Below are 24,548 nucleotides of genomic sequence, written 5' to 3'. Positions count from 1 at the left end.
ACGGGGGAGGGGTTAGGAGAGAGGCTTTATGACAGAAAACCTTATTATATTCAATACCCGTGTAGTGACCCCCCTCGGCTTTTCTGCCCGTTGCGGCAAGGAGATGGAGCAACTGAGCATCATCGACAATGCTACGGTGGAAGTGACCGACGGTGTCATCACCTACGTCGGTCCCAACCGTGGAGAGGAGCGTGACGGCTATTATCAGCACTACTGGCATTACAATGCCCGCGGCAAGTGTCTGCTACCCGGCTTTGTGGACTCACACACACATTTTGTGTTTGGTGGCGAGCGTGCCGAGGAGTTCTCCTGGCGTTTGAAGGGAGAGAGTTACATGTCCATCATGGAACGTGGAGGAGGCATCGTGAGTACGGTGAAAGTTACCCGTGCATGTAATTTCATCCAGCTGCGCAGCAAGGCGGAGGGCTTTCTGAAGCAGATGAGTGCTATGGGAGTGACTACCGTAGAGGGAAAGAGCGGCTACGGTCTGGACAAGGAAACCGAGCTCCTGCAGCTTCGGGTGATGCGTAGCCTTAATAATGACGAGCACAAGCGTGTAGACGTTGTCTCCACTTTTCTCGGTGCACATGCTGTGCCTGCAGAATACAACGGACAGACGGACGAGTACGTGGACTACATTATCCGCGAAGTGATGCCCGTAGTGGTTCATAATAATTTGGCAGAGTTCTGCGATGTCTTCTGTGAGCAGGGCGTTTTCTCCATCGAGCAGTCCCGTCGCCTTTTGCTGGCAGCCAAGGAAATGGGACTTGTCTTGAAACTCCATGCCGACGAGATTGTACCATTAGGGGGTGCCGGACTGGCTGCTGAACTTTCTGCCGTCTCTGCCGACCATCTGCTGCATGCTTCGGATGCGGACATCCGCGCCATGGCCGACAAGGGAGTTGTGGCGACCCTTCTTCCGCTGACAGCCTTTGCTTTGAAGGAACCCTATGCTCGTGGGCGCGAAATGATTGATGCTGGTTGTGCCGTGGCCCTTGCCACCGACCTCAATCCGGGCAGTTGTTTCTCCGGTTCCATCCCCCTGACATTTGCCTTGGCGTGCATTTATATGAAAATGAGTATTGAAGAGGCCATCACTGCTCTGACCTTGAACGGTGCGGCCGCTCTGAACCGTGCGGACAGCATTGGTAGTATCGAGGTGGGCAAGAAAGGAGACTTCGTAGTGCTCAATACGGATAATTATCACTTTTTACCTTATTATGTAGGTATGAATTGTGTCAATACCACCATAAAGGGGGGAGTGCTTTATCCTGTACTTTAAGAAGTGCTGATATCCCCTCTTAATCCTTAATCTTTAATATTTAATATCATGTTAGTTGATTTGACAGTAAAGGAATTTTTGAATAAAGTGGCGGGTAGCGATCCCGTCCCCGGTGGCGGTAGTATTGCCGCTTTGAACGGTGCTATTGCTTCTGCTCTTGCCGCTATGGTTGCTAACCTCACCATCGGTAAGAAAGGTTATGAACTTCACGAAGAGCTGATGCGCCATATCTCCGGAGTTGCCTTGCAGCAAAAGGGGGCTTTTGTAGAAGATATAGACCGCGACTCTGAAGCCTACGACAAGGTGTTTGCCTGCTTCAAGATGCCGAAAGCTACGGATGAGGAAAAGGCGGCGCGCAGTACTGCCATCCAGGCGGCTACCAAGTTTGCCGCCCTTGTTCCCATGCAGGTGGCACGCAATGCGTATGAGCTGATGACGGTTATCATGGATGTAGCTCGCCTGGGCAACCGCAATGCCGTTACGGATGCTTGTGTGGCCATGATGTCTGCCCGTTCGGCTGTGCTGGGCGCACTGATGAATGTACGCATCAACCTGGGTTCGCTGAAGGACAAGGAGTTTGTGTCCAAGCTCCAAAGTGAAGCCGACGAATTGGAACACTTGGCTTGTGCGAAAGAAAAGGAATTGTTGGACGAAATCAATCAAGAGCTGAAAGTATGAACAATGTCTATTATGTAGGTTCCGGTGAGTTGACCTTCGACCTCATCGAACGTATCATCAATGAAAATCTGAAACTGGAGCTGGCTCCGGAAGCCAAGCTGCGGATACAGAAGTGCCGCGATTATCTGGACAAGAAGATTGCGGAGTCGGAAGAACCCTTGTATGGCATTACCACCGGTTTCGGCTCGTTGTGCAGTAAGAGCATTTCGTCGGACGAGCTGGGCACCTTGCAGGAAAATCTCATCAAGAGCCATGCTTGCAGTGTGGGCGAGGAGATACGCCCGGTCATCATCAAACTGATGATGTTGCTCAAGGCGCATGCTCTCTCTTTGGGGCATAGCGGTGTGCAGGTCATCACCGTGCAGCGCATCCTCGATTTCTTCAATAACGACGTGATGCCTATCGTTTATGACCGTGGCTCACTGGGCGCCTCCGGCGACCTGGCTCCTCTGGCCAACCTCTTCCTGCCGCTTATCGGTGTGGGCGATGTCTATTATAAAGGAAAGAAGCGCGAGGCTATCAGTGTGCTCGACGAGTTCGGTTGGGAACCGGTGAAGCTGATGAGTAAAGAGGGATTGGCATTACTCAACGGCACCCAGTTTATGAGTGCCAACGGTGTCTTTGCTCTTCTCAAAGCCTTCCGTCTCTCCAAGAAAGCCGACTTGATTGCCGCCCTCTCCCTGGAAGCTTTCGACGGGCGTATAGATCCGTTTATGGACTGTATCCAGCAGATTCGTCCACACAAGGGCCAGATAGAAACAGGTGCCAACTTCCGCAAACTATTGGAAGGCAGCGAGCTGATAGCCCGTCCCAAGCAGCATGTACAAGACCCTTATTCGTTCCGTTGCATCCCTCAGGTGCATGGGGCCACGAAAGACGCCATCCGTTACGTGGCTTCCATCCTGCTGACGGAAATCAATTCTGTGACGGACAATCCCACCATCTTCCCCGATGAGGACCGTATCATCTCGGGCGGTAACTTCCACGGCCAGCCGCTTGCCATTTCCTACGACTTTCTCGGCATTGCCCTGGCAGAGCTGGGCAATATATCCGAGCGGCGCATCGCCCAGCTTATCATGGGGCTGCGTGGACTTCCGGAATTCCTTGTGGCCAATCCCGGTCTGAACTCCGGTTTCATGATTCCGCAATATGCTGCCGCGTCTATGGTAAGCCAGAATAAGATGTACTGCTATGCCGCCAGCAGCGACTCCATCGTTTCCTCCAACGGGCAGGAAGACCATGTCAGCATGGGTGCCAATGCAGCTACTAAGCTTTATCGCATTATGGACAATCTGGAGCATATCCTTGCCATCGAACTGATGAATGCCGCTCAAGGCATCGACTTCCGCCGTCCGGCAAAGACTTCTCCCGTTCTGGAGCGTTTCCTGCACGAATATCGCAAGGAAGTCCCTTTTGTGAAGGAAGACATCGTGATGTATAAGGAAATCCATAAGACAGTCGCTTTCCTCAACCGGACAAAGTTTGATTATTAGGAACTTCCCAATAAATCTGCCAGAAACATAATAATTATTAATCTGTTAACAATAAGAAAGGAAACTTAATTGGCGAATTGAGTTTTCTTTCTATATTTGTCCCGTTTTATTCCGATAATGAATAAAAATAGTTTTAGTTTAGAAAGGGAAGAAAAATGGGCGAACACACGAAGCATTCAACATCACGGGTGGAACTGAGGGAACGTATCATTCTGGCCGCCGTAGAATTATTTACAACAAATGGAATAAAAAGTATCACGATGGATGAGATTGCCGCATCTTTGGGTATCTCTAAGCGCACTCTCTACGAAGTTTTTCCGGACAAGGAAACCTTGTTGGAAGAATGTATCCTGAAGTCCCAGAAGGATGGTGATATTTTTGTGAAAGGAGTAATAGAGACTTCCAGTAACGTATTGGAAGTTTTGTTGAGATGTTATCAGTGGAGCATAGAGCGTTTTCATGCCACGAACAAGAAGTTTTTTGAGGATATCAAGAAATATCCCAAGGCTTATCAGTTGATGAAGAACAATCGGAACCGGAGCTCGGAAGATACAGTGAACTTCTTCAAAGAGGGCGTGAAGCAAGGCATTTTTCGTGATGATGTGAATTTCGCCATTATCAATCTGCTCGTGCGCGACCAGCTCGATTTGCTGATGAATTCGGACATCTGCAATGAGTATTCTTTCCTTGAAGTGTACGAATCTATCATGTTCACTTTCTTGCGCGGTATCTCTACGGAGAAGGGTGCCCGTGTCCTGGAGGACTTTATCTGCGAATATCGCAAGAATCAGGTAAAGCCGGATGAAACGAAGGAGTAGTTTTAATAAATAATCTATTTTTGATTTATGAAGATGCAGAGATTTTGGGTAGGAAGAGCACTACTGTTGGCAGTTGCTGTGCTGTATGCCGGCGGCTATGTGCGCGCACAAGAGGCAAAGGATACCCTGACCCTGACCCTTGACCGTGCCTTGGAGATTGCTTTAAGCGACAATCCTACCATAAAGGTGGCGGAGGAAGAAATTGCTTTGAAGAAAGTGACTCACAAGGAGACCTGGCAGAACTTGCTTCCGCAGGCAAGCATTGACGGTACGTGGAATCATACCATCAGTGCGGCACAGATGAATCTTGGCGGACAGTCGTTCAAGATGGGTATGGACAATTCGAATACGGTAAGCGGGGTGCTGAATATCAGTTTGCCCATATTCGCCCCTAGCGTATATAAGGCCATGTCGATGACCAAGACAGACATTGAACTGGCTGTGGAAAAGTCACGGGCTTCTAAGCTGGACTTGGTGAACCAGGTAACTAAGGGTTACTATCAGCTGATGCTGACGCAAGACTCCTACGATGTGTTGCAGAAGAGCTATAAGCTGGCGGAAGACAACTACAACATTGTCAATGCCAAGTATCAGCAGGGTGCCGTCAGTGAGTTCGATAAAATCAGTGCCGAGGTGCAGATGCGCAGCATTAAGCCGAATGTGATTTCGGCGGGTAATGCCGTGACGTTGTCCAAGTTGCAGTTGAAGGTACTGATGGGGGTAACGGCCGATGTGGATATAGAGATTGCCGACAATCTCGGCAACTATGAGACGGAGCTGTTTGCCAATGAACTGAATCAGCCCGCTGCCAATCTGAACAATAATACGACGATGAAGCAGTTGGACTTGAACCGGAAGATGCTCAATCAGAACATCAAGTCACTCCGTGCCAACTTCATGCCTACTTTGGGTATGAACTATTCTTACCAGTACCAGTCACTCTACAACGAGGATTGGAACATCCTCGATTATAATTGGAGCGGAAGTTCCGCACTGATGTTTACGCTGAGTATTCCTTTGTATAAGGCAAGCAATTTCACCAAGCTCAAGTCCAACCGTATTCAGATACGTCAGTTGGAGCAGAACCGTCTGGACACAGAGCGAAAGCTGAACATGCAGATTACCAGCTACCAGAACAACATGGCTGCCAGTTCCGAGCAGGTTGTCAGCAACCGCGAGAATGTGATGCAGGCACAGAAAGCTGTGCAGATTGCCGGTAAACGCTATGAGGTAGGTAAAGGTACGGTGTTGGAGCTGAACACTTCGCAAGTGCAGCTTACGGAGGCCGAACTGACTTATAATCAGTCCATCTATGATTATCTGGTTGCGAAGGCTGACCTTGACCAAGTGCTGGGAAAGGATTATATTGCAGAGAACTAAGAATGAAGAACTAAGAATGAAGAATAGAAATAAGAACAACGATATGAAAAAAGGTTTTCAATGGATGGCCCTGCTGGTTGTTGCCATGCTGGGGGCATGTAGCGGAGGTAGTGATAAAGCTGCTGCTGAGAAGGTGGACGAAAAGCCGAGGGTGAAACTGGCCGAGGTGTCGTCCCGTCCCGTGGAACAGATTCAGGAATACACCGCTACGGTGGAAGCCGAAGTAAAAAACAATATTGCTCCCTCTTCTCCGGTGCGTATAGACCGCATTTTTGTGGAGGTGGGCGACCGCGTGTCGAAAGGCCAGAAGCTGGTCAGCATGGATGCTGCCAATCTGAAGCAGATAAAATATCAGTTGGACAACCAGCAGATAGAGTTCAAGCGTATTGACGAGTTGTATAAGGTAGGCGGTGCCTCCAAGTCGGAGTGGGATACCGCCAAGATGAATCTCGACATCCGTGAGACTTCCTATAAGAATCTCTTGGAGAACACCTCGTTGCTCAGTCCCATTAACGGGGTGGTGACGGCACGCAATTACGATAACGGAGATATGTATAGCGGTGGAGAACCGGTACTGGTAGTGGAGCAAATCACTCCGGTAAAACTATACATCAACGTATCCGAAGGCTACTTTACCAAAGTGAAGAAGGGCGCTCCCGTATCCGTGAAAGTAGATGTCTATGGTGACGAGGAGTTCGAAGGCAAAATCAGCCTTGTTTATCCTACCATCGACCCGGCTACCCGTACTTTCCCGGTAGAGATACAGCTTGTCAACCGTGATCAGCGCGTACGTCCGGGAATGTTTGCCCGCGCCACGCTGAACTTCGGAACACAGGACCACGTGGTTGTTCCCGACCTGGCCATTGTGAAGCGTGCCGGTTCAGGCGACCGCTATGTCTATGTCTACAAGAACGGCAAGGTGTCTTATAATAAGGTAGAGCTTGGCCGTCGTATGGATACGGAGTATGAGTTGATTTCCGGTGTAGACAATAACTCTCAAGTTGTTATTGCTGGGCAGTCTAAATTAGCCGATGGTGTGGAAGTCGAGGTAGAAAAATAATATGGTAATGTGGTAATGTGATAATATGCTAATGTGCCGATGTAGCTACATTGCGCAGCCAATTAGCATATTAGCACATTGGCAAATTAAAGAATTAATCTTATGAGTTTATACGAAGGAGCGGTTAAGAAACCGATTATGACCTCGCTCTGCTTCCTGGCAGTGGCTATATTTGGTCTGTTCTCTCTGTCGAAATTGCCGGTAGACCTTTATCCGGACATCGAGACCAACACCATTATGGTGATGACGACCTATCAGGGTGCCAGTGCCTCGGACATCGAGAATAACGTGACCCGTCCGTTGGAAAACGTGCTGAATTCGGTCAGCAACTTGAAGCATATCACTTCCCGTTCGTCGGAGAATATTTCCGTGATTACGCTGGAGTTTGAGTATGGGTATGACATAGACGTGCTGACGAACGACGTGCGTGATAAACTGGACATGGTGAGCTCCATGCTGCCCGATGAGGTCGAAACTCCCATCATCTTCAAGTTCAGTACGGACATGATTCCTATCCTGCTGCTCTCCGTGCAGGCGGAGGAGAGCCAGCCGGCTCTTTACAAAATATTGGATGACAACGTGGCGAATCCCTTGGCGCGTGTGCCCGGTGTCGGTACGGTGTCCATTTCGGGTGCCCCCAAGCGTGAGGTCAATGTATATTGCGACCCCAATAAACTGGATGCCTACAACCTTTCTGTAGAAACTATCAGCTCTATTATCAGTGCCGAAAACCGGAATACGCCGGGCGGTACGTTTGATGTAGGTAGCAATACCTATTCGCTGCGTGTGGAAGGTGAGTTCAAGGATCCCAAAGAGATGGAGAACATCGTGGTAGGTACGCACAACGGTGCTTCCGTCTATCTGCGCGATGTGGCAAAAGTTGTGGACTCTGTGGAGGAACGTGCACAGAAGACGTATAGCAACGGTGTGCAGGGCGCTATGATTGTGGTGCAGAAACAATCGGGTGCCAATTCTGTAGCCATTTCGCAGAAGGTAATTGATATGTTGCCACAGTTGCAGAAGTCACTGCCGAGCGATGTGAAGCTGGGGATCATTGTCAATACTTCCGATAACATCTTGAATACGATAGACAGCTTGGAGGAAACCATTATGTACGCTATGCTGTTCGTTATCTTGGTGGTGTTCGTTTTTTTGGGGCGTTGGCGTGCCACGGTCATCATCTGTATCACCATACCGATGTCACTGGTTGCCTCGTTCATCTATCTGGGTATCATCGACGGCGGTTCACTGAATATCATCTCGCTCTCTTGTCTCTCTATTGCTATTGGTAACGTGGTGGACGACGCCATTGTGGTACTCGAGAATGTAACGACCCATATTGAACGGGGTTCCGAACCGAAGCAGGCAGCGATACATGCCACGAACGAGGTGGCCATCTCCGTAATTGCATCTACGCTGACTATGATTGCGGTATTCTTCCCATTGACGATGGTAAGTGGTATGTCCGGTGTGTTATTCCGTCAGTTGGGATGGATGATGTGTGTGATTATGACGGTTTCCACAGTTTCAGCCTTGTCATTCACCCCGATGATGTGTGCGCAGCTTCTGCGTTTGCAGAAAAAGCAGAGTAAGATGTTCGTTACGCTCTATACGCCGATTCAGCGTGCGCTGGACGGTCTTGACGTGTGGTATCAGAACCGGTTGAACTGGGCTGTGCGCCATCGTCTGACGGTTATGGCAGGCTGTGCCGCATTCTTTGTGGCAAGTCTGTTCTGTGCCAAGTATATCGGTACCGAGTTCTTCCCGGCAGCAGACAATAGCCGCATCGGTATCAACCTTCAGTTGCCCATCGGGGCCCGTGTGGAGCGTGCGGAAGCGTTGGCTTCGGAACTGACAAACAAGTGGATGACGCGCTACGGAGATATGATGAAAGTTTGCAACTACACTGTGGGGCAGGCGGACTCTGACAATACGTTTGCTTCCATGCAGGACAACGGTAGTCATATCATTAGTTTCAATATCAGTCTGGTGAGTCCGGGAGACCGTGACGTGACACTGGAAACCGTTTGCGACGAAATGCGTGAGGACTTGAAGGGGTATCCCGAATTGGACAAGGCGCAGGTTATTCTGGGCGGTAGCACAGGCGGCATGAGCGCCCAGGCAAGTGCCGACTTTGAGGTTTATGGTTACGACTTCACCGCTACGGACAAAGTGTCAGCCGAACTGAAAGAGAAATTGTTGCAGGTGAAAGGTGTGAGTGAAGTGAACATCAGCCGTCAGGATTATCAGCCCGAATATCAGGTGGACTTTGACCGTGAGAAGCTGGCATTGCATGGCTTGAATCTTTCTACTGCCTCCAACTATCTGCGTAATCGTGTAAATGGTGCTTTGGCATCTTATTATCGCGAAGATGGTGACGAGTACGACATCCGTGTGCGTTACGCTCCCGAATTCCGTACAAAGATTGAAGATTTGGAGAACATCCTTATTTATACGCCTTCCGGTGAGGGTATCCGCGTGAAAGACCTCGGCAAAGTAGTCGAGCGTTCTGCTCCTCCTACCATCGAACGTAAAGACCGTGAGCGTATTGTTACTGTATCTGCGGTTATTTCGGGAGCACCTTTGGGCGATGTGGTGGCCGATGGTAATGCTATAATTGATAAGATGGACCTACCAAGTGGTGTTTCTATCCAGATTTCGGGTTCGTATGAGGACCAACAGGATTCATTCTCCGACTTGGGAACGCTGGCTGTATTGATTGTTATTCTCGTATTCATTGTGATGGCAGCTCAGTTTGAGTCTTTGAGTTATCCGTTCATCATCATGTTTTCCATTCCATTTGCATTCAGCGGTGTGTTGATGGCATTATTCTTTACGGGAACCAATTTGAATGTGATGTCGCTTTTGGGTGGAATCATGTTGATTGGTATTGTGGTGAAGAACGGTATCGTACTCATAGACTACATCACGCTTTGCCGCGAACGTGGTCAAGCGGTGCTTCACTCTGTAGTCACGGCAGGCCGCAGCCGTTTGCGTCCGGTATTAATGACTACACTGACCACTATCCTCGGTATGGTGCCGATGGCTGTAGGGCAGGGTGAAGGTGCCGAGATGTGGCGTCCGTTGGGTGTTGCCGTAATTGGCGGTCTGACGGTATCTACCATTCTGACATTGATTCTTGTCCCCGTACTCTATTGCTCGTTTGCAGGTGTTGGTATCCGCCGCACGCGTAAGAAGATTAAGAAAGACCGTGAGCTGAATGATTATTACCAGTTGCATAAGGAGAAGATGACGAAACCACGTAAACAATGATTAATCATTATCCGTTAATCATTAAACATTAATCACTAAACATTATATAGCGTGAAATCAGTATTTATAACATTCGACCAAGCGTTCTTTGAACGTATCATGGCATTGCTTGACCGCCACAACTGCCGCGGCTTCAGCTATTGGCAGCAAGTACAGGGGCGTGGCAGTAAGACGGGGGAACCGCACTATGGCAGCCATGCCTGGCCCAGTATGTGTTCCGCCATCATCACTATCATAGATGAGACTAAGGTGGCTCCGTTGCTCGAAGCGCTCCACCGGATGGACAAGGAGACCGAGCAACTCGGACTCCGTGCTTTTGTTTGGAATATCGAACAGACCATTTAATCGGGTCTGCTCTGTCTATAACCGTTATCCCCGGAGAAAAAATCTTGTTTCTTTGGGGATAATTCTTTTTTGTCCGGAGAGATTTTTTCAACCTATATCTATATCTTTGCGGCCACATTAGGTATGGAAAAGAATTCATTGAAATATACGGGTCTGTTGGCGTTTATCGTATGGGGTGCATTGTTGCTGATGCATCTGTTGCCAAGTATTACGATGGGTGGCCGTGTGCTGAGGCGTGTGGATATCTTGGGGGACGTGCGTCGTCCTTCCAAGCCGGTGAGTGAGCCGGACAGCCTGCTGCCTCCGCCCCCGAAGGTGAAGCCCGCCTTTGTGGACACCTGCCGTGCGGGCATGACGTGCATTGAAGATTACAGCGATTCTACCATGCGTGGCATGACGCGGTTCTATCAGGCGCTCGACGAGCTTGCCAAAGCACCCCGTCCGGTTCGTATCGCCTACTTCGGCGACTCCTTTATCGAAGCGGATATTCTGACGGCTGATTTACGCGAGATGCTTCAGCAGAAATATGGCGGTTGCGGAGTAGGTTTTGTCACCATTACGTCCATGACCAGTGGCTTCCGTCCTACAGTGCGTCATTCCTTCAGCGGATGGCAGAGTCATTCTGTCATGGACTCCGTGTTCTTTGACCGTAGCAAGCTGGGAGTCTCCGGACATTACTTTATTCCGAATACCGGTGCTTATGTGGAACTGCGGGGGCAGAAGAACTATGCCTCCCGTCTGGATACTTGCCAGCGTGCCAGTATTTTTTTCTATAACCGTGGCACAACCACCCTTTCTGTCCGCGTCAATCGTGGCGAAGCAACTACCGAGACTTTTGAGCCGATTGATGATTTGCAGGAGATGACGGTAGAGGGAAATATCGGTTCTGTCCGTTGGACGGTGGAAAGTGCGGACTCCACCTTGTTTTATGGCCTTGCCATGGACGGTACTTCCGGCATTGTGCTGGATAACTTCTCACTGCGTGGCAGCTCCGGCCTTTCCCTCCGCTCTGTTCCCGTGTGGATGATGCGTGAGTTCAATGAACAGCGTCCTTACGATTTGATAATCCTGCAGTACGGACTGAATGTGGCTACAGAGCGCGGACGGAATTACGACAAGTACATTGCCGGCATGCAGACAACGGTGCAGCATCTCAAGGAGGCCTTTCCGCAAGCAGCCATCCTCATAGTCAGCGTGGGCGATAGGGACTATAAGACCGAAGAAGGGGAGCTGCGTACCATGCCTGGCATCAAGAATCTGGTTCGTTATCAACAGAATTTGGCGGCGGATGAGGCTGTCGCTTTCTGGAACATGTTCGAGGCTATGGGTGGGGAAGGCAGTATGGCAGACATGGTGCATGCCAAGCCGTCATTGGCCAATTATGATTATACGCACATCAACTTCCGTGGTGGAAAGCATCTTGCGGGATTACTTTATGAGTCTTTGATTTATGGCAAGGAACAGTATGACAGAAGGAGGGCCTACTATGAAGAGGAGCCATAAGGAGGATTCACGATTGTACGATTTACGATGTACGATTTGCTGCGCGGTGCTGGTGCTGATTGCGGCGATACGGCCGCTCCATGCACAGGACATACTGCCAGGCAGCCTTTCGTGTCATGCCGGTGGAGCGGATTGTGATACTCTCTGCCTCTATTCCCAACGTACGGATACGGTGTCTGTCCCTTTGATAACTTTTCCCGCCGCATTCCGGCAAATGAAGGAGAATGTACTTACCGACAGTCTGGGTATTCTTAATCCTTTCTGGGAGAAGTTGCGTCTGTCTCGGCTGGGCGCTTCCGCTGATACGCTTCGCATCGTACATGTGGGCGACAGCCATATACGCGGCCATATCTTCCCCCGTACCACCGGTGCGTTGATGCAGGACACTTTCGGGGCAGTCTCTTATACCGATGTAGGTATCAACGGTGCATTTTGTACTACTTTCACCCGTCCGGACCGTATTGCTGATATTGCGGCTCTGCATCCCGACCTGCTTATTCTTTCCTTCGGGACGAACGAAAGCCATAACCGCCGTTACAATACAATGCTGCACTATCGCCAGATGGACGACCTTGTACGCATGCTTCGCGAGAAACTGCCGAATGTACCGATGTTGATGACCACTCCTCCGGGCTCTTACGAGAGTTTCCGGCAGCGTCGCCGTCGTCGGACCTATAAGATTAATCCGCGTACTGCCGTTGCCGTGCAGACTATCCGCTGCTATGCCGATGAAAACGGATTGGCGGTATGGGACATGTACGAAATACTTGGCGGTACCCACCGTGCCTGCCTCAACTGGCAGGAAGCCGGATTGATGCGTCCGGACCATGTACACTATTTGCCGGACGGTTACCGCCTGCAAGGCGAGCTGTTCTACCAGGCCTTGTTAAAAGCTTATAACGATTATGTGGAATATTGACGAATTTTTATCCGGATTGAATATAGACTTGGACCGTTTGCGCGATGTCTTCACTTATGACCCGCAAGCCCCGATGATATTCAGCAGTGGTATTTTCCTCTGGCTGTTTGTCGCTTTTATATTGGTTTATCTGTTGTTGCAACGCCGGACGACGGCGCGTTTGCTGTTTGTCACCTTGTTTTCCTATTACTTCTATTATAAAAGTAGTGGCACTTATTTCTTCCTGCTTGGACTGGTGACGGTCTGTGACTTTTTCATTGCACGCTTGATGGCACGCGAGGCTATTCCCTGGCTACGTAAGGCATGGGTTGTGTTGAGTCTGTTCATCAATTTGGGATTGTTGTGTTACTTCAAGTACACCAATTTTCTGGGCGAAACTTTTGCCTCGCTGACGGGAGGCACGTTCACGACAATGGATATTTTCCTTCCTGTGGGCATCTCTTTTTTCACTTTTCAGTCGTTGAGCTATACGATAGATGTGTACCGTCGCCAGATAACGCCTCTGACCAGTTTGTTGGATTATGCTTTTTATGTTTCTTTCTTTCCCCAGTTGGTGGCGGGTCCTATTGTACGTGCCCGTGATTTCATTCCGCAAATCCGCCGCCCGCTGTTTGTCTCCAATGAGATGTTCGGACGTGGAATCTTCCTCATCGTGAGTGGGCTCTTCAAGAAAGCGGTTATATCGGACTATATCAGCGTTAACTTTGTAGAGCGTATTTTTGATAATCCTACTCTTTATTCGGGGGTGGAGAATCTGATAGGTGTTTATGGCTATGCCTTGCAGATTTATTGCGACTTCTCCGGTTACAGTGATATGGCTATCGGCATTGCCTTGTTGCTGGGCTTCCATTTCAATATCAATTTCGATTCCCCTTATAAGTCCGCTTCCATTACGGAATTTTGGAGGCGGTGGCATATTTCGCTTTCCAGCTGGTTGCGCGATTACCTTTATATTTCTTTGGGAGGCAACCGGAAGGGGAAAATTCGCCAATATGCCAATCTCATCATTACCATGTTCCTGGGCGGCTTGTGGCATGGCGCTTCGTGGAATTTTGTACTTTGGGGAATGATGCATGGCGTTGCGCTTGCAGCCCATAAGTTCTGGATGACGCTTACCGGGCGTAAGAAGGGGACGGAGAGCCATGGCATCCACCGCTTCTTCGGAGTGCTTGTCACTTTCCATTTTGTTTGTTTCTGCTGGATATTCTTCCGTAATGCGGAGTTCTCCACATCAATGGATATGCTGAAGCAGATATTCACTACTTTCCGTCCGCAACTCTTCCCGCAGCTGGTAGAGGGTTATTGGGAAGTGTTTGCACTGATGGCATTGGGCTATCTGCTGCATTTTGTGCCCGACAGTTGGGAACGTGCTTGCACAAAAACAGTAATCCGCCTCCCCTTGTTGGGAAAGGCGGTACTGATGCTTGCTGTAATCTATCTGGTCATTCAGATGAAAAGTTCGGAGATACAGCCGTTTATCTATTTCCAGTTCTGATTACTTCTTCTCGGTCGCTGTGGAGTCTGCCTGCTGTCGGAAGGGTTCCCGGTAGTTGAGCCCGTCTCTCCGGTAGAGGCCGATGAGTCCGGCCAGTCGGGTAGTGAAGTTTGTATAATCTTTCTTTTCCAGTTGTGTCCATTGTACTTCGGCAAGGGCGGCCATACGGGGGAGAACCATATACTCTACCTGTTCGCTGGTCGGGATGTATTCTGTCCAAAGGTTGGCTTGTGTGCCGAGTATGTGCTTGGCTTGTTCTTCGGTCAGTGAGGCGGTAGGATTCAGACTGTATACTTTCTCCAATGGGACAAAGCCTCCGATGGCAAATGGTTCGTGCCGGGTATCCTCACTTTGGTAATAATCAAAGTAGCAATAGTCATTGGGTGTCATTATCACGTCGTGTCCCAGTTGGGCCGCCTTGATTCCTCCTGCCGAGCCACGCCATGACATAACAGTTGCGTTGGGGGCGACGTCGCCTTCCAGAATCTCATCCCAGCCGATAATCTGGCGTCCTTTACTATTGAGGAGCTTTTCGATACGTGTCATACAATAGCTCTGCAGACGGTCTTCGGCAGTATGGTTCTTGTCGGCTTTCAATTTTTCGGTTCTGATACGTGCCTGGCATTTGGGACACTTTTCCCAACGGGTGCGGGGAGCTTCGTCACCGCCGATGTGGATGTATTTGGAAGGGAATATGTCAATGATTTCGGCCATGACATCTTCGAGGAACTGCATGGACTTTTCGTTGCCGATGCACAGCACATCTTCGAATACGCCCCAACGTGGGCACACTTCATACGGTCCACCGGTACATCCCATTTCGGGATAGGCGGCCAGTGCGGCAAGCATGTGTCCGGGCAGGTCTACTTCGGGGATGACCGTGATATAGCGCTCCCCGGCATATTTTACGATTTCTTTGGCTTGCTCCTGCGTATAGAAACCGCCATACCGGGTGTTGTCATACTCTTCGGTGTTCCGGCCGATAACGGTACGGTCGCGCCAGGCGCCAATTTCCGTCAGCTTGGGATACTTCTTTATTTCTATTCTCCAGCCTTGGTCTTCGGTGAGGTGCCAGTGGAAGGTATTCATATTGTGAAGTGCCAGCAAGTCTATGTATTTTTTTACGAACTCAATGGGAAAGAAGTGGCGGCCCACATCGAGGTGCATGCCCCGGTAGCTGAAGCGGGGTTCATCCTGGATGCTGCCGGCAGGCAATAGGATAGAGGTGGCTTTGGTTTCGGCGGGGATTGATTTACGCAGGGTTTGTATACCGTAGAACACCCCGTTCTCGGTCTGTCCGTTTAGGGTCACCCGGTCGGCTTTGACGGTCAGCACATAGCCTTCCCGGTTGCCGATGGCCGGATCCAGTCCCAATGTGATGGCGCCTTTGGGCGCTTCGCTCCCCGGGGCAAGGGCTTCTGTCTGGAGGGTGTGGCCGGTGGACTGGCTGATGTATTCGGCCAAAAACTCGGCATTGCGTTTCAAAAGTTCATTGTGTTCGGGGTAGGCGATGATGGTACCGTCATTCAGGTTGAAGGGGGATTCCTGACTCAAGGCAACCTCCTGGGGCAGGGGAATGACTTGATAGTTGGCTGTTGTTTCTACTCCGCATGAAGAGCAGGCCAGGATGAGAGTGCCTGCAAGGAGCATGTGTGTAAGTTTTCTCATGGTATTGAACTGATTAAATTAGTGTCTGACAAATATACTAAAAAAATACTAAAGAGGCAGAGGAGAAGGGGATAAATGCATGCTCATACCTCAGTTCTTCTTTGCTCTGTACTCCTTGGGTGACATTCCCGTGTGTTTCTTGAAATATCGTCCGAAGAAAGACTGGTCGGGAAAACGATATTTGTCGGCAATCTCTTTCAGTGACATGCCGGTGGATTGCAGTGCCATTTTCAGTTCCAATATCAGGTTTTCGTCAATGATTTCTTTGGCAGAATCTTCTGCCACTTGTTTGGTGATGGCAGATAGGTAGCGGGTCGAAATGCAGAGTTGGTCAGCATAAAAAGCGACATCCCGCTGGGTAGTACAGTACGTATGTACCAGATTTATGAACTTTTTGAACAATTCTTCTTTCCGGTTACTGCCATTGATTTGCTCTTCCGTAAAGTAACGTTGAACCTTGTCGTAGGTGTCGAGGAAGAAAATTTGCAGCAGGTTTTGTGCAATGGCTTCGCGATACAGATTTTCAGAATCGCGGTAGATGGCATTGCTTGCCGTGATGAGTCCTGTGATAGCACGAACCGGTTCGTCTTCGGTATGCGTATAGCATGCATTCTCCTTTATAAAATGTATGAAGGGCGGCTCTAAACGGAAACATGCCGTCTTGAACATTGTCTCGGAATAGGCAAAGAAGTCCACCAGGAAATCTTTACTCGCACTTGTCAGTGAAATAATGGAACTTGGAAGCAGCGTAATGTGCGTATTGGGTACAATATGATATTTTCTTAAATCTATTGTGATATTTGCTTCTCCACGGGTGCAGAACATCAGTGCTCCATTGTTCATTTTCAGAAGACGTTCCCGGAAGAATTCCAGCTTGTCTGTTCCGGCTCTGAACGTTTCTTGTTTGGTAGTCAGTAATGGGTTCATATGTTAGATTGCTTATGATTTGCGGTTACAAAGGTACGAGTTCTTTTTGGATTGTTAAATGGCATGTTCCGAAAATGAACAGTCGTGTACCTTCAATGAAACAAATGGTTGTTCAAAAACGGCATACCTTTGCTGCCGGCTTAAAAAATGAAAGAGAAAGCCGACGTATTATTTTTTTAAGATAAAAAGTATGATAACAAAAAAGAGTATGATGAAACAGATGATGACCGTCATCTGTAGTGCAACACTGGCAGCCTGCGGCAGCGCGCCTGTCGTGCAACCCCAGTCGGAATATCAGGTGATGACTATTTCGACTACCGACAAAGAACTGCAGACAATTTATTCCGCAGCCATCCGCGGACGGCAGGACATTGACATCTATCCGCAGGTGTCCGGTACACTCACCAAACTTTGTGTGGAGGAAGGACAGACCGTGCGTCGGGGGCAAGTCTTGTTTATTATCGACCAGGTGCCCTATCTGGCAGCCTTGCGCACAGCAGAAGCCTATGTGGAAGCTGCCCGTGCCGGCGTGGCCACTTCGCAACTGACATATGACAGCAAGAAGGAGCTTTATGCCCAGAAGGTGATTTCCGAGTTTGACTTAAAGACTTCCTACAACAGCCTGCTGACAGCGAAAGCCCAGTTGGCCCAAGCCGAGGCGCAGCAGGTGAATGCCGCCAATAACCTCTCTTATACAGAAGTGAAGAGTCCGGCAGATGGAATGGTAGGTACGCTCCCTTATAGGGTGGGGACGTTGGTCAGCGCCAGTTTGCCCAAACCACTGACGACCGTATCCGATAATTCTAATATGTATGTCTATTTCTCCATGACAGAGAATCAGTTGCTTGACCTCACCCGCCGCTACGGCTCCAAGGATAAGGCGCTGGCAGAGATGGACTCTATCGAATTACAGCTCAATGACCGTTCTGTCTATCCGCAAGAAGGTAAGATAGAAACTATCAGTGGTGTAATTGATACCTCTACGGGTACAGTCAGTCTGCGTGCCGTGTTCCCCAATAAAGAGGGATTGCTGACCAGTGGCGGTTCGGGCAACGTCATCATCCCGGTACGGAAAGAGAACTGCATCGTTGTTCCCCAGAGTGCCACTTACGAAGTACAGGACAAGGTCTATGTATATAAGGTAGTTGACGGCAAGGCGCAATCAGTTCCCGTGCAAGTGACCCGTGTGAATGGAGGTCAGGAATATATCGTAGAGAGTGGCTTGAAAGTGGGGGACACAATTGTGGCCGAAGGCGTGGGTTTGCTGCGTGAAGGTACCTCCGTCCAACCCAAAACGAATGAATGATAATTTTTAACCGATAGAATATGAACCTCAGAACTTTTATAGAACGCCCCGTTTTTTCGGCAGTCATCTCCATTACGATTGTCATTCTGGGCATCATCGGATTGTTCACCTTGCCCGTTGAGCAATATCCCGACATTGCGCCGCCCACCATCATGGTGAGCACCACTTACTATGGTGCCAGTGCGGAAACCCTTCAGAAAAGTGTTATCGCTCCGTTGGAAGAGGCCATCAACGGTGTGGAGGACATGACTTACATGACTTCTACCGCCAGCAATGCAGGGTCGGTTTCCATTACTGTTTACTTCAAGCAGGGTACAGACCCGGACATGGCGGCGGTCAATGTGCAGAACCGTGTGTCCAAAGCTACGGGGCAGCTTCCTGCCGAAGTAACCCAGGTGGGTGTCACCACCAGCAAGCGGCAGACCAGTATCTTACAGATGTTCTCTTTATATAGCCCTGATGACAGCTATGACGAGAACTTTCTTGCCAACTATATCAGTATCAATCTGAAGCCGCAGATTCTCCGTATCTCCGGTGTGGGCGATATGATGATTATGGGTGGTGACTACAGCATGCGTATCTGGATGAAACCGGATGTCATGGCGCAGTACAAGCTGATACCTTCGGATGTGACGGCTGTGCTGGCAGAGCAGAATATCGAATCGGCCACCGGGTCGTTTGGTGAGAACTCGGATGAGACGTATCAATATACCATGAAATATACGGGACGCCTCATTACTCCTGAGGAGTTCGGCGACATCGTCATCCGTTCTACCGAAGACGGCGAGGTGCTGAAACTGAAGGACATCGCCGATATAGAGCTGGGTAAGGACAGTTATGCCTACAAAGGTACCATGGATGGACATCCCGGTATCTCCTGCATGGTGTTCCAGACCGCGGGCTCCAATGCCACGGAAGTGAACCGGCAGATTGACCGGCTCCTTGAAGAAGCACGCAAGGACTTGCCGAAAGGCGTGGAGCTTACCCAGATGATGTCCAGCAACGATTTCCTCTTCGCCTCTATCCACGAAGTGGTGAAAACGCTGATTGAGGCTATTATCCTGGTTATCCTGGTGGTTTATGTCTTTTTGCAAGACATCCGCTCTACGCTGATTCCGCTGGTAGGTATCGTTGTTTCACTGATTGGTACGTTTGCTTTCATGTCCGTTGCCGGATTCAGTATCAATCTGATTACGCTGTTTGCGCTGGTATTGGTGATTGGTACGGTGGTGGATGACGCCATTGTCGTGGTGGAGGCGGTGCAGGCACGGTTTGATGTGGGCTATAAGTCCTCCTATATGGCAAGTATCGATGCGATGAAGGGCATCAGCAACGCGGTTATCACTTCTTCACTGGTGTTTATGGCGGTGTTTATTCCGGTATCGTTCATGGGAGGGACTTCCGGTACGTTCTATACCCAGTTTGGGTTGACGATGGCGGTGGCCGTTGGTATTTCGGCGATTAATGCGTTGACACTCAGTCCCGCACTTTGTGCCTTGCTGCTGAAGCCTTATATCAATGAGGACGGAACGGAGAAGAATAATTTTGCTTCGCGCTTCCGCAAGGCATTCAACACGGCTTTCGAGGCGGTGGTCGAGAAGTATAAGAAGATAGTGTTGCTGTTCATCAAGCGCCGCTGGCTGGGATGGTCGTTGCTGGCACTTTCGGTGGTGCTGCTGGTATTCCTGATGAATACCACCAAGACCGGACTGGTGCCCGACGAGGACCAAGGAACGTTGTTTGTCAACGTTAGCACCGCTCCGGGTAGCTCGCTCAAGACGACAAATGACATTATAGACCGCGTGGAGAAGCGTCTGGAAGACCTTCCTCAGAAATTGCACTTGCAGAAAGTTGCCGGTTATGGTCTGCTGTCCGGGCAGGGAAATTCTTTCGGTATGATTATCGTGAAGCTGAAACCTTGGGACGAGCGTACGGCAAAGGAAGACCAGGTGCAGGCAGTCGTCAACCAGATATACGCTCGCACGGCGGATATTAAGGATGCTACAGTCTTTGCCATTGCTCCGGGTATGATTCCGGGCTATGGTATGGGTAATGCGCTGGACTTGAATGTGCAGGACAAGCAGGGAGGGGATATGAACACCTTCTTCCAGACCACCCAGCAGTATCTGGCGGCACTGAACCAGCGTCCGGAAATTTCGATGGCATACTCCACGTTCGATGTACGCTATCCGCAGTGGACCGTCGAGGTGGATGCTTCCAAGTGCAAACGTGCCGGGATTACTCCCGACCAGGTGTTGTCCACACTGTCGGGCTATTATGGCGGGCAATATGTCTCCAACTTCAACCGTTTCTCCAAAGTTTACAAGGTAATGATTCAGGCCGACCCGAAGTTCCGTTTGGATGAGGCTTCACTGAACAATGCCTTTGTGCGCATGTCCAACGGTGAGATGGCTCCGTTGAGCCAGTTCGTTACGCTGACCCGTTCCTACGGTGCCGAGTCCTTGAGCCGCTTCAACATGTTCAACTCCATTGCCGTGAATGCCATGCCTGCTGAGGGATACAGTACCGGTGACGCCATCCGTGCCGTACAAGAAACGGCGGAGATAGCCTTGCCGAAGGGATATGGCTATGACTTTGGTGGCATCACCCGCGAGGAAAGCCAGCAGAGTGGTACTACAGTCATCATCTTCGGTATCTGTATCTTGATGATTTACTTGATTCTGAGTGCGCTTTACGAGAGCTTTCTGATTCCGTTTGCCGTTATCCTGGCCGTTCCTGCGGGCCTGATGGGGTCGTTCCTTTTTGCCAGGATAGCCGGGTTGGAGAATAATATCTATTTACAGACGGGACTTATCATGCTGATAGGTCTGTTGGCAAAGACCGCTATTCTGTTGACGGAGTATGCCGCCGAGCGCCGTAAAGCGGGAATGGGGCTGATTGCTTCTGCCGTCAGTGCGGCAAAGGCGCGTTTCCGTCCCATCCTGATGACGGTACTGACGATGATTTTCGGCCTTTTCCCCTTGGTGGTTGCCACGGGTGTCGGAGCCAACGGTAACCGTTCATTGGGTACGGGTGTTGTCGGTGGTATGTTCATCGGCACATTGGCGCTGCTGTTCATTGTTCCTGTCTTGTTCATCAGTTTCCAGTGGTTGCAGGAGCGGCTTCGTCCTGCCCAATCCGTCCCGACGAGCGACTGGCAGATTGAGGAAGAGATGAAAGTAAGCCGGAAGGAGATAGAAGAATCACATTAGTACATTATCGCGTAACTAACATAAAAAAATAATGAAGAAACAATTCATATTATTAGCTGTCGCCGGCTTGGTACTGACCAGTTGCGGCATCTATACCAAATACCAGCGCCCGGAGGACATCACGACCGATGGACTTTATGGACACGATTTGGACGGGCAAAGTCTGGATAGCCTGAGTCTGTTTGCGGCATCGGACACTACCTCCATCGCTTCCCTTTCCTGGCGCGAGCTTTTTACGGACCCGCAATTACAGTCGCTCATCGAACAAGCCTTGCAAGGCAACACTGACCTGCTTTCCGCCCAACAACGTATCAAGGAGGCAGAAGCCACGCTGATGTCGGCCAAACTTTCGTACCTGCCTTCGTTTATGCTCACTCCGCAGGGTGGCGTCAGCAGTTTCGACAATTCCAAAGGCTCGTGGACCTATTCCGGCATTGCCTCGGCAAGTTGGGAAGTCGATATTTTTGGTAAGTTGACCAATGCCAAACGCCGTTCCAAAGCGCTCTACCTTCAAAGCTTGGAGTACGAACAAGCCGTCAGCACTTCGCTGATAGCTAATGTGGCCAATCTGTACTACACCTTGCTGATGCTCGACGAGCAATACCGCATTTCCGAAGAAACAGCCGCCAGTTGGCGCGAAAGTGTACGCACCATGCGAGCCATGATGGCTGCAGGCATGACGAACGAGGCGAGTGTCTCGCAATCCAAAGCCAACTGTCGTCAGGTGGAAGCTTCGCTGCTCGACCTCCGGCAGCAGGTAAAGGAAGTGGAGAACAGTCTCTCCATTCTGTTGGGCGATGTTCCGGGCACCATTGAGCGTGGCCGGTTGGCGGGGCAGGAGTTCCCGCAGGAACTTGCGGTGGGCGTACCTCTGCAATTGCTTTCCCGCCGTCCCGATGTGAAAAGTGCCGAACTCTCGCTGGCATCCGCTTTCTACAGCACCAATGCCGCCCGTTCTGCTTTCTACCCCTCCATCACCTTGAGCGGTACAGCTGGCTGGACCAACTCGGCAGGAAGCATGATTGTCAATCCAGGAAAACTACTCTTCTCCGCCATCGGTTCGCTGACACAACCCTTGTTCAACAAAGGGCTGAACGTGGCACAGCTCAAGATAGCCAAAGCACAGCAGGAAGAAGCCAGGCTCGCTTTTCAGCAAGCTTTGCTCAATGCCGGTAGCGAAGTGAACAATGCTCTGACCCAAGTGCAGGTAGCCCGTGGAAAGACGGAGCTCCGCGCAAGGCAGATAACTTCACTGGAAACTACCGTCCGCAGCACCCGGTTACTGATGCAACACGGCACTTCCACCTATTTGGAAGTGCTCACTGCCCAGCAGGGGCTACTCTCTGCCCAACTGACACAGGTAGCCGACCGCTTTGATGAAATACAAGGTATCATCAACCTCTATCAAGCCCTCGGTGGAGGGCGGGAGTAAAATATACTCTTTCTCATCTTCATTCTCTCGCCCCTCTATCAATCCGGCATTTCCTTTTTTTGTGGGAATCCGATGGTAGAGGGGCTTTCATATAAGCGGGCTATGGCAAAAAAACTACGGTTTCTTGCCGTCAAACCGGGACAAACTTTATAACTTTGCGGCATACGACATAAAAATCTATCTATTATGAACTGCAAATCCTTGTTTTTTCTGGTTGTTTTTTCCCTGACCCTTATATCAGGGGTGTTTGCTCAAAAGAAAGTTTCTATTCTTGGCGATTCCTATTCCACTTTTTACGGTCATGTCTCTCCTGCCGCCAATCTCTGCTGGTATGGAGTTCCCGGCGAAAAGAAAGAGAATGATGTGACAAAGGTGGAGGAAACCTGGTGGTACCGTTTCATCCATGAGCACGGCTTTCAGTTGGAACGCAACAATTCCTATTCCGGCTCCACCGTCTGTCATACCGGTTACGAGAAAGCCGATTACTCCGACCGTTCTTTTATCACCCGTATTCACAACCTCGGCACCCCCGACATAATCCTTGTTTTTGGCGGTACCAATGACAGTTGGGCAGGTGCTCCCATTGGCGTATACCAATATGATGGCTGGACGAAAGCCGATTTGTATAGCTTCCGTCCTGCCTTTTGCTATCTGCTTGCATCTCTCAAGCAGCTCTATCCTGCGGCCAGGATTTATAATATTACCAATTCTGAATTATCCGAAGAGGTAACTGATTCCATGGATGAAATTTGCCGGCACTATGGCATCGAGAATATTCGTTTGCACGACATTGATAAACAATGGGGGCATCCTTCTGTGCAAGGAATGCAGAGTATCGATGCTCAGGTTTGGGAGTCTGTCTCCCCGATATTGGAGGCTTCTGTTTCTTTGCCTGCCAAGAACTAAGGACAGACTCATTGGGAGTTATCCTTTTCTATCCTAAATGCTAATCTTTCCACTGCCGTATTCTTTTCTTTCCACAGCTGTGGAAAGAAAAGAATACGGCAGTGGAAAGAAAGTAAAATCCTTGTGGCAAGAAAAATAATTAGTACCTTTACTGCCAGCTTCTGCCGATTTCGAGAACATTTCTTCCCCAAGTTTGCTGCAAGTTTCCCTCAATTCTCTATAAACCATTAATTTAAATTATTTTATGAGTGCTTATTATGACCTTTATGAAACGCCTGTCCCCGAAGGCGAGGAACCGAAGTCGCTGCATGCCCGTGTCTGTTCCAAGGGAACCATTTCTGGTAAAGAGTTCATGGAACGGGTTTTTCGTGAAGAACATATGCCCCACGCCATGGTTGTGGGTATTGTGCAAGCCATCACCACTACGCTTGGAGACTGGCTGGCAAAGGGCTATACGGTGGAGATAGAGGGACTTGGCTTCTTCAGCACCACGCTGAAGTGTACCCATCCGGTGATGAATAAGAAAGAAGTACGTGCGGAGTCGGTCAAGATGTCCACGGTGAAATTCCGTCCCGGCATCGAATTCAAACGTTATGTGGCAGGTAAGATGGAGTTGGAACGTGCGGATAAACGCTTTTTCCCGGATAAACCGAAAGCAATGGGCGACATGGTTGCCCGTGAAAAAAGCATGATGGACTTTCTGGAAGCTAATGTCTGTATTACTCGTGCAGAATATTCCCGCCTTGTCCATGTCACCGCCCGCCGGGCTTCGAGGGATTTGCAGACATTTATCGATTCCGGCGTGATTCGCAAGCGTGGTGCCGGCCGTTCAGTGGTCTATGTCAAGGGGT

Annotated in this window: 18 protein-coding genes; 16 read left to right on the top strand and 2 right to left on the bottom strand. The window is 49.8% G+C overall.

Annotated elements, in window-relative coordinates:
* Positions 1-28: 28 nt before the first annotated feature.
* The 11 genes from hutI (at position 29) to DW800_RS00050 (ending at position 14,246) form a co-directional block, all read left to right on the top strand.
* Positions 29-1,282 (top strand): imidazolonepropionase, encoded by a 1,254-nt coding sequence (gene hutI / locus DW800_RS00100; RefSeq protein WP_016271987.1) that lies wholly within the window; start codon positions 29-31, stop codon positions 1,280-1,282.
* 48 nt (positions 1,283-1,330) lie between these two features.
* Positions 1,331-1,960 (top strand): cyclodeaminase/cyclohydrolase family protein, encoded by a 630-nt coding sequence (locus DW800_RS00095; protein ID WP_005825652.1) that lies wholly within the window; start codon positions 1,331-1,333, stop codon positions 1,958-1,960.
* Positions 1,957-3,453 (top strand): histidine ammonia-lyase, encoded by a 1,497-nt coding sequence (gene hutH / locus DW800_RS00090; RefSeq protein WP_044467781.1) that lies wholly within the window; start codon positions 1,957-1,959, stop codon positions 3,451-3,453. The genes DW800_RS00095 and hutH overlap by 4 nt, the downstream gene beginning before the upstream one ends.
* Before the next feature lie 155 nt (positions 3,454-3,608).
* On the top strand, positions 3,609-4,271 hold the full coding sequence (locus DW800_RS00085; protein ID WP_005825647.1) for a TetR/AcrR family transcriptional regulator: 663 nt from the start codon (positions 3,609-3,611) through the stop codon (positions 4,269-4,271).
* A 27-nt stretch (positions 4,272-4,298) separates the two neighbouring features.
* Positions 4,299-5,651, top strand: coding sequence for a TolC family protein (locus tag DW800_RS00080; protein ID WP_057087526.1), 1,353 nt, complete (start codon positions 4,299-4,301; stop codon positions 5,649-5,651).
* A 43-nt stretch (positions 5,652-5,694) separates the two neighbouring features.
* Positions 5,695-6,711, top strand: a complete 1,017-nt coding sequence (locus tag DW800_RS00075) for an efflux RND transporter periplasmic adaptor subunit (protein WP_022400662.1) — start codon at positions 5,695-5,697, stop codon at positions 6,709-6,711.
* A 102-nt stretch (positions 6,712-6,813) separates the two neighbouring features.
* A complete protein-coding gene (locus DW800_RS00070) occupies positions 6,814-9,984 on the top strand; it encodes an efflux RND transporter permease subunit (RefSeq protein ID WP_057281922.1) in 3,171 nt (1,056 codons plus the stop codon).
* 51 nt (positions 9,985-10,035) lie between these two features.
* Positions 10,036-10,329 carry a PG0541 family transporter-associated protein gene (locus DW800_RS00065; RefSeq protein ID WP_057281923.1) on the top strand — a complete coding sequence of 98 codons (294 nt, stop codon included), beginning with the start codon at positions 10,036-10,038 and terminating at the stop codon, positions 10,327-10,329.
* Positions 10,330-10,452: 123 nt separating this feature from the next.
* Complete coding sequence (locus DW800_RS00060; RefSeq protein ID WP_005825636.1) at positions 10,453-11,832, top strand: SGNH/GDSL hydrolase family protein; 1,380 nt, start codon at positions 10,453-10,455, stop codon at positions 11,830-11,832.
* Complete coding sequence (locus DW800_RS00055; protein WP_172793044.1) at positions 11,780-12,751, top strand: SGNH/GDSL hydrolase family protein; 972 nt, start codon at positions 11,780-11,782, stop codon at positions 12,749-12,751. Before DW800_RS00060 ends, DW800_RS00055 begins: the two co-directional genes overlap by 53 nt.
* Positions 12,738-14,246, top strand: coding sequence for an MBOAT family O-acyltransferase (locus DW800_RS00050; RefSeq protein WP_005825628.1), 1,509 nt, complete (start codon positions 12,738-12,740; stop codon positions 14,244-14,246). Before DW800_RS00055 ends, DW800_RS00050 begins: the two co-directional genes overlap by 14 nt.
* On the opposite strand, the gene DW800_RS00045 is transcribed toward DW800_RS00050, so the two are convergent.
* Both DW800_RS00045 and DW800_RS00040 read right to left on the bottom strand, forming a co-directional pair.
* Entirely contained in the window at positions 14,247-15,914 is a 1,668-nt protein-coding gene (locus DW800_RS00045; protein WP_005833489.1) for a beta-N-acetylhexosaminidase, read from the bottom strand.
* A gap of 90 nt (positions 15,915-16,004) precedes the next feature.
* The gene (locus tag DW800_RS00040) at positions 16,005-16,841 is read right to left on the bottom strand and encodes a helix-turn-helix domain-containing protein (RefSeq protein ID WP_016271980.1); all 837 of its coding nucleotides are present in this window, start codon (positions 16,839-16,841) and stop codon (positions 16,005-16,007) included.
* Between the two features lie 190 nt (positions 16,842-17,031).
* Here DW800_RS00040 and DW800_RS00030 point away from each other — a divergent pair, with 190 nt between their 5' ends.
* The 5 genes from DW800_RS00030 to DW800_RS00005 all read left to right on the top strand — a co-directional run.
* Positions 17,032-18,147: an efflux RND transporter periplasmic adaptor subunit gene (locus tag DW800_RS00030; protein WP_117704079.1), complete on the top strand. Its 1,116-nt coding sequence runs from the start codon at positions 17,032-17,034 to the stop codon at positions 18,145-18,147.
* A 20-nt stretch (positions 18,148-18,167) separates the two neighbouring features.
* A complete protein-coding gene (locus DW800_RS00025; RefSeq protein WP_005825618.1) occupies positions 18,168-21,359 on the top strand; it encodes an efflux RND transporter permease subunit in 3,192 nt (1,063 codons plus the stop codon).
* A 31-nt stretch (positions 21,360-21,390) separates the two neighbouring features.
* Positions 21,391-22,791, top strand: a complete 1,401-nt coding sequence (locus tag DW800_RS00020; RefSeq protein WP_008661819.1) for a TolC family protein — start codon at positions 21,391-21,393, stop codon at positions 22,789-22,791.
* 186 nt (positions 22,792-22,977) lie between these two features.
* Complete coding sequence (locus DW800_RS00015) at positions 22,978-23,697, top strand: SGNH/GDSL hydrolase family protein (RefSeq protein WP_008661817.1); 720 nt, start codon at positions 22,978-22,980, stop codon at positions 23,695-23,697.
* 244 nt (positions 23,698-23,941) lie between these two features.
* Positions 23,942-24,548 (top strand): HU family DNA-binding protein (locus tag DW800_RS00005; protein WP_005825608.1); only part of this gene is annotated, 607 nt, incomplete at its 3' end.

Origin of the sequence: Bacteroides sp. AM32-11AC (assembly GCF_003603515.1) — a bacterium.
Classification (GTDB): Bacteria; Bacteroidota; Bacteroidia; order Bacteroidales; family Bacteroidaceae; genus Bacteroides; species Bacteroides uniformis.
The sequence above is the reverse complement of the archived record's forward strand: the minus strand, read 5'-3'. Positions and strand labels throughout refer to the sequence as shown.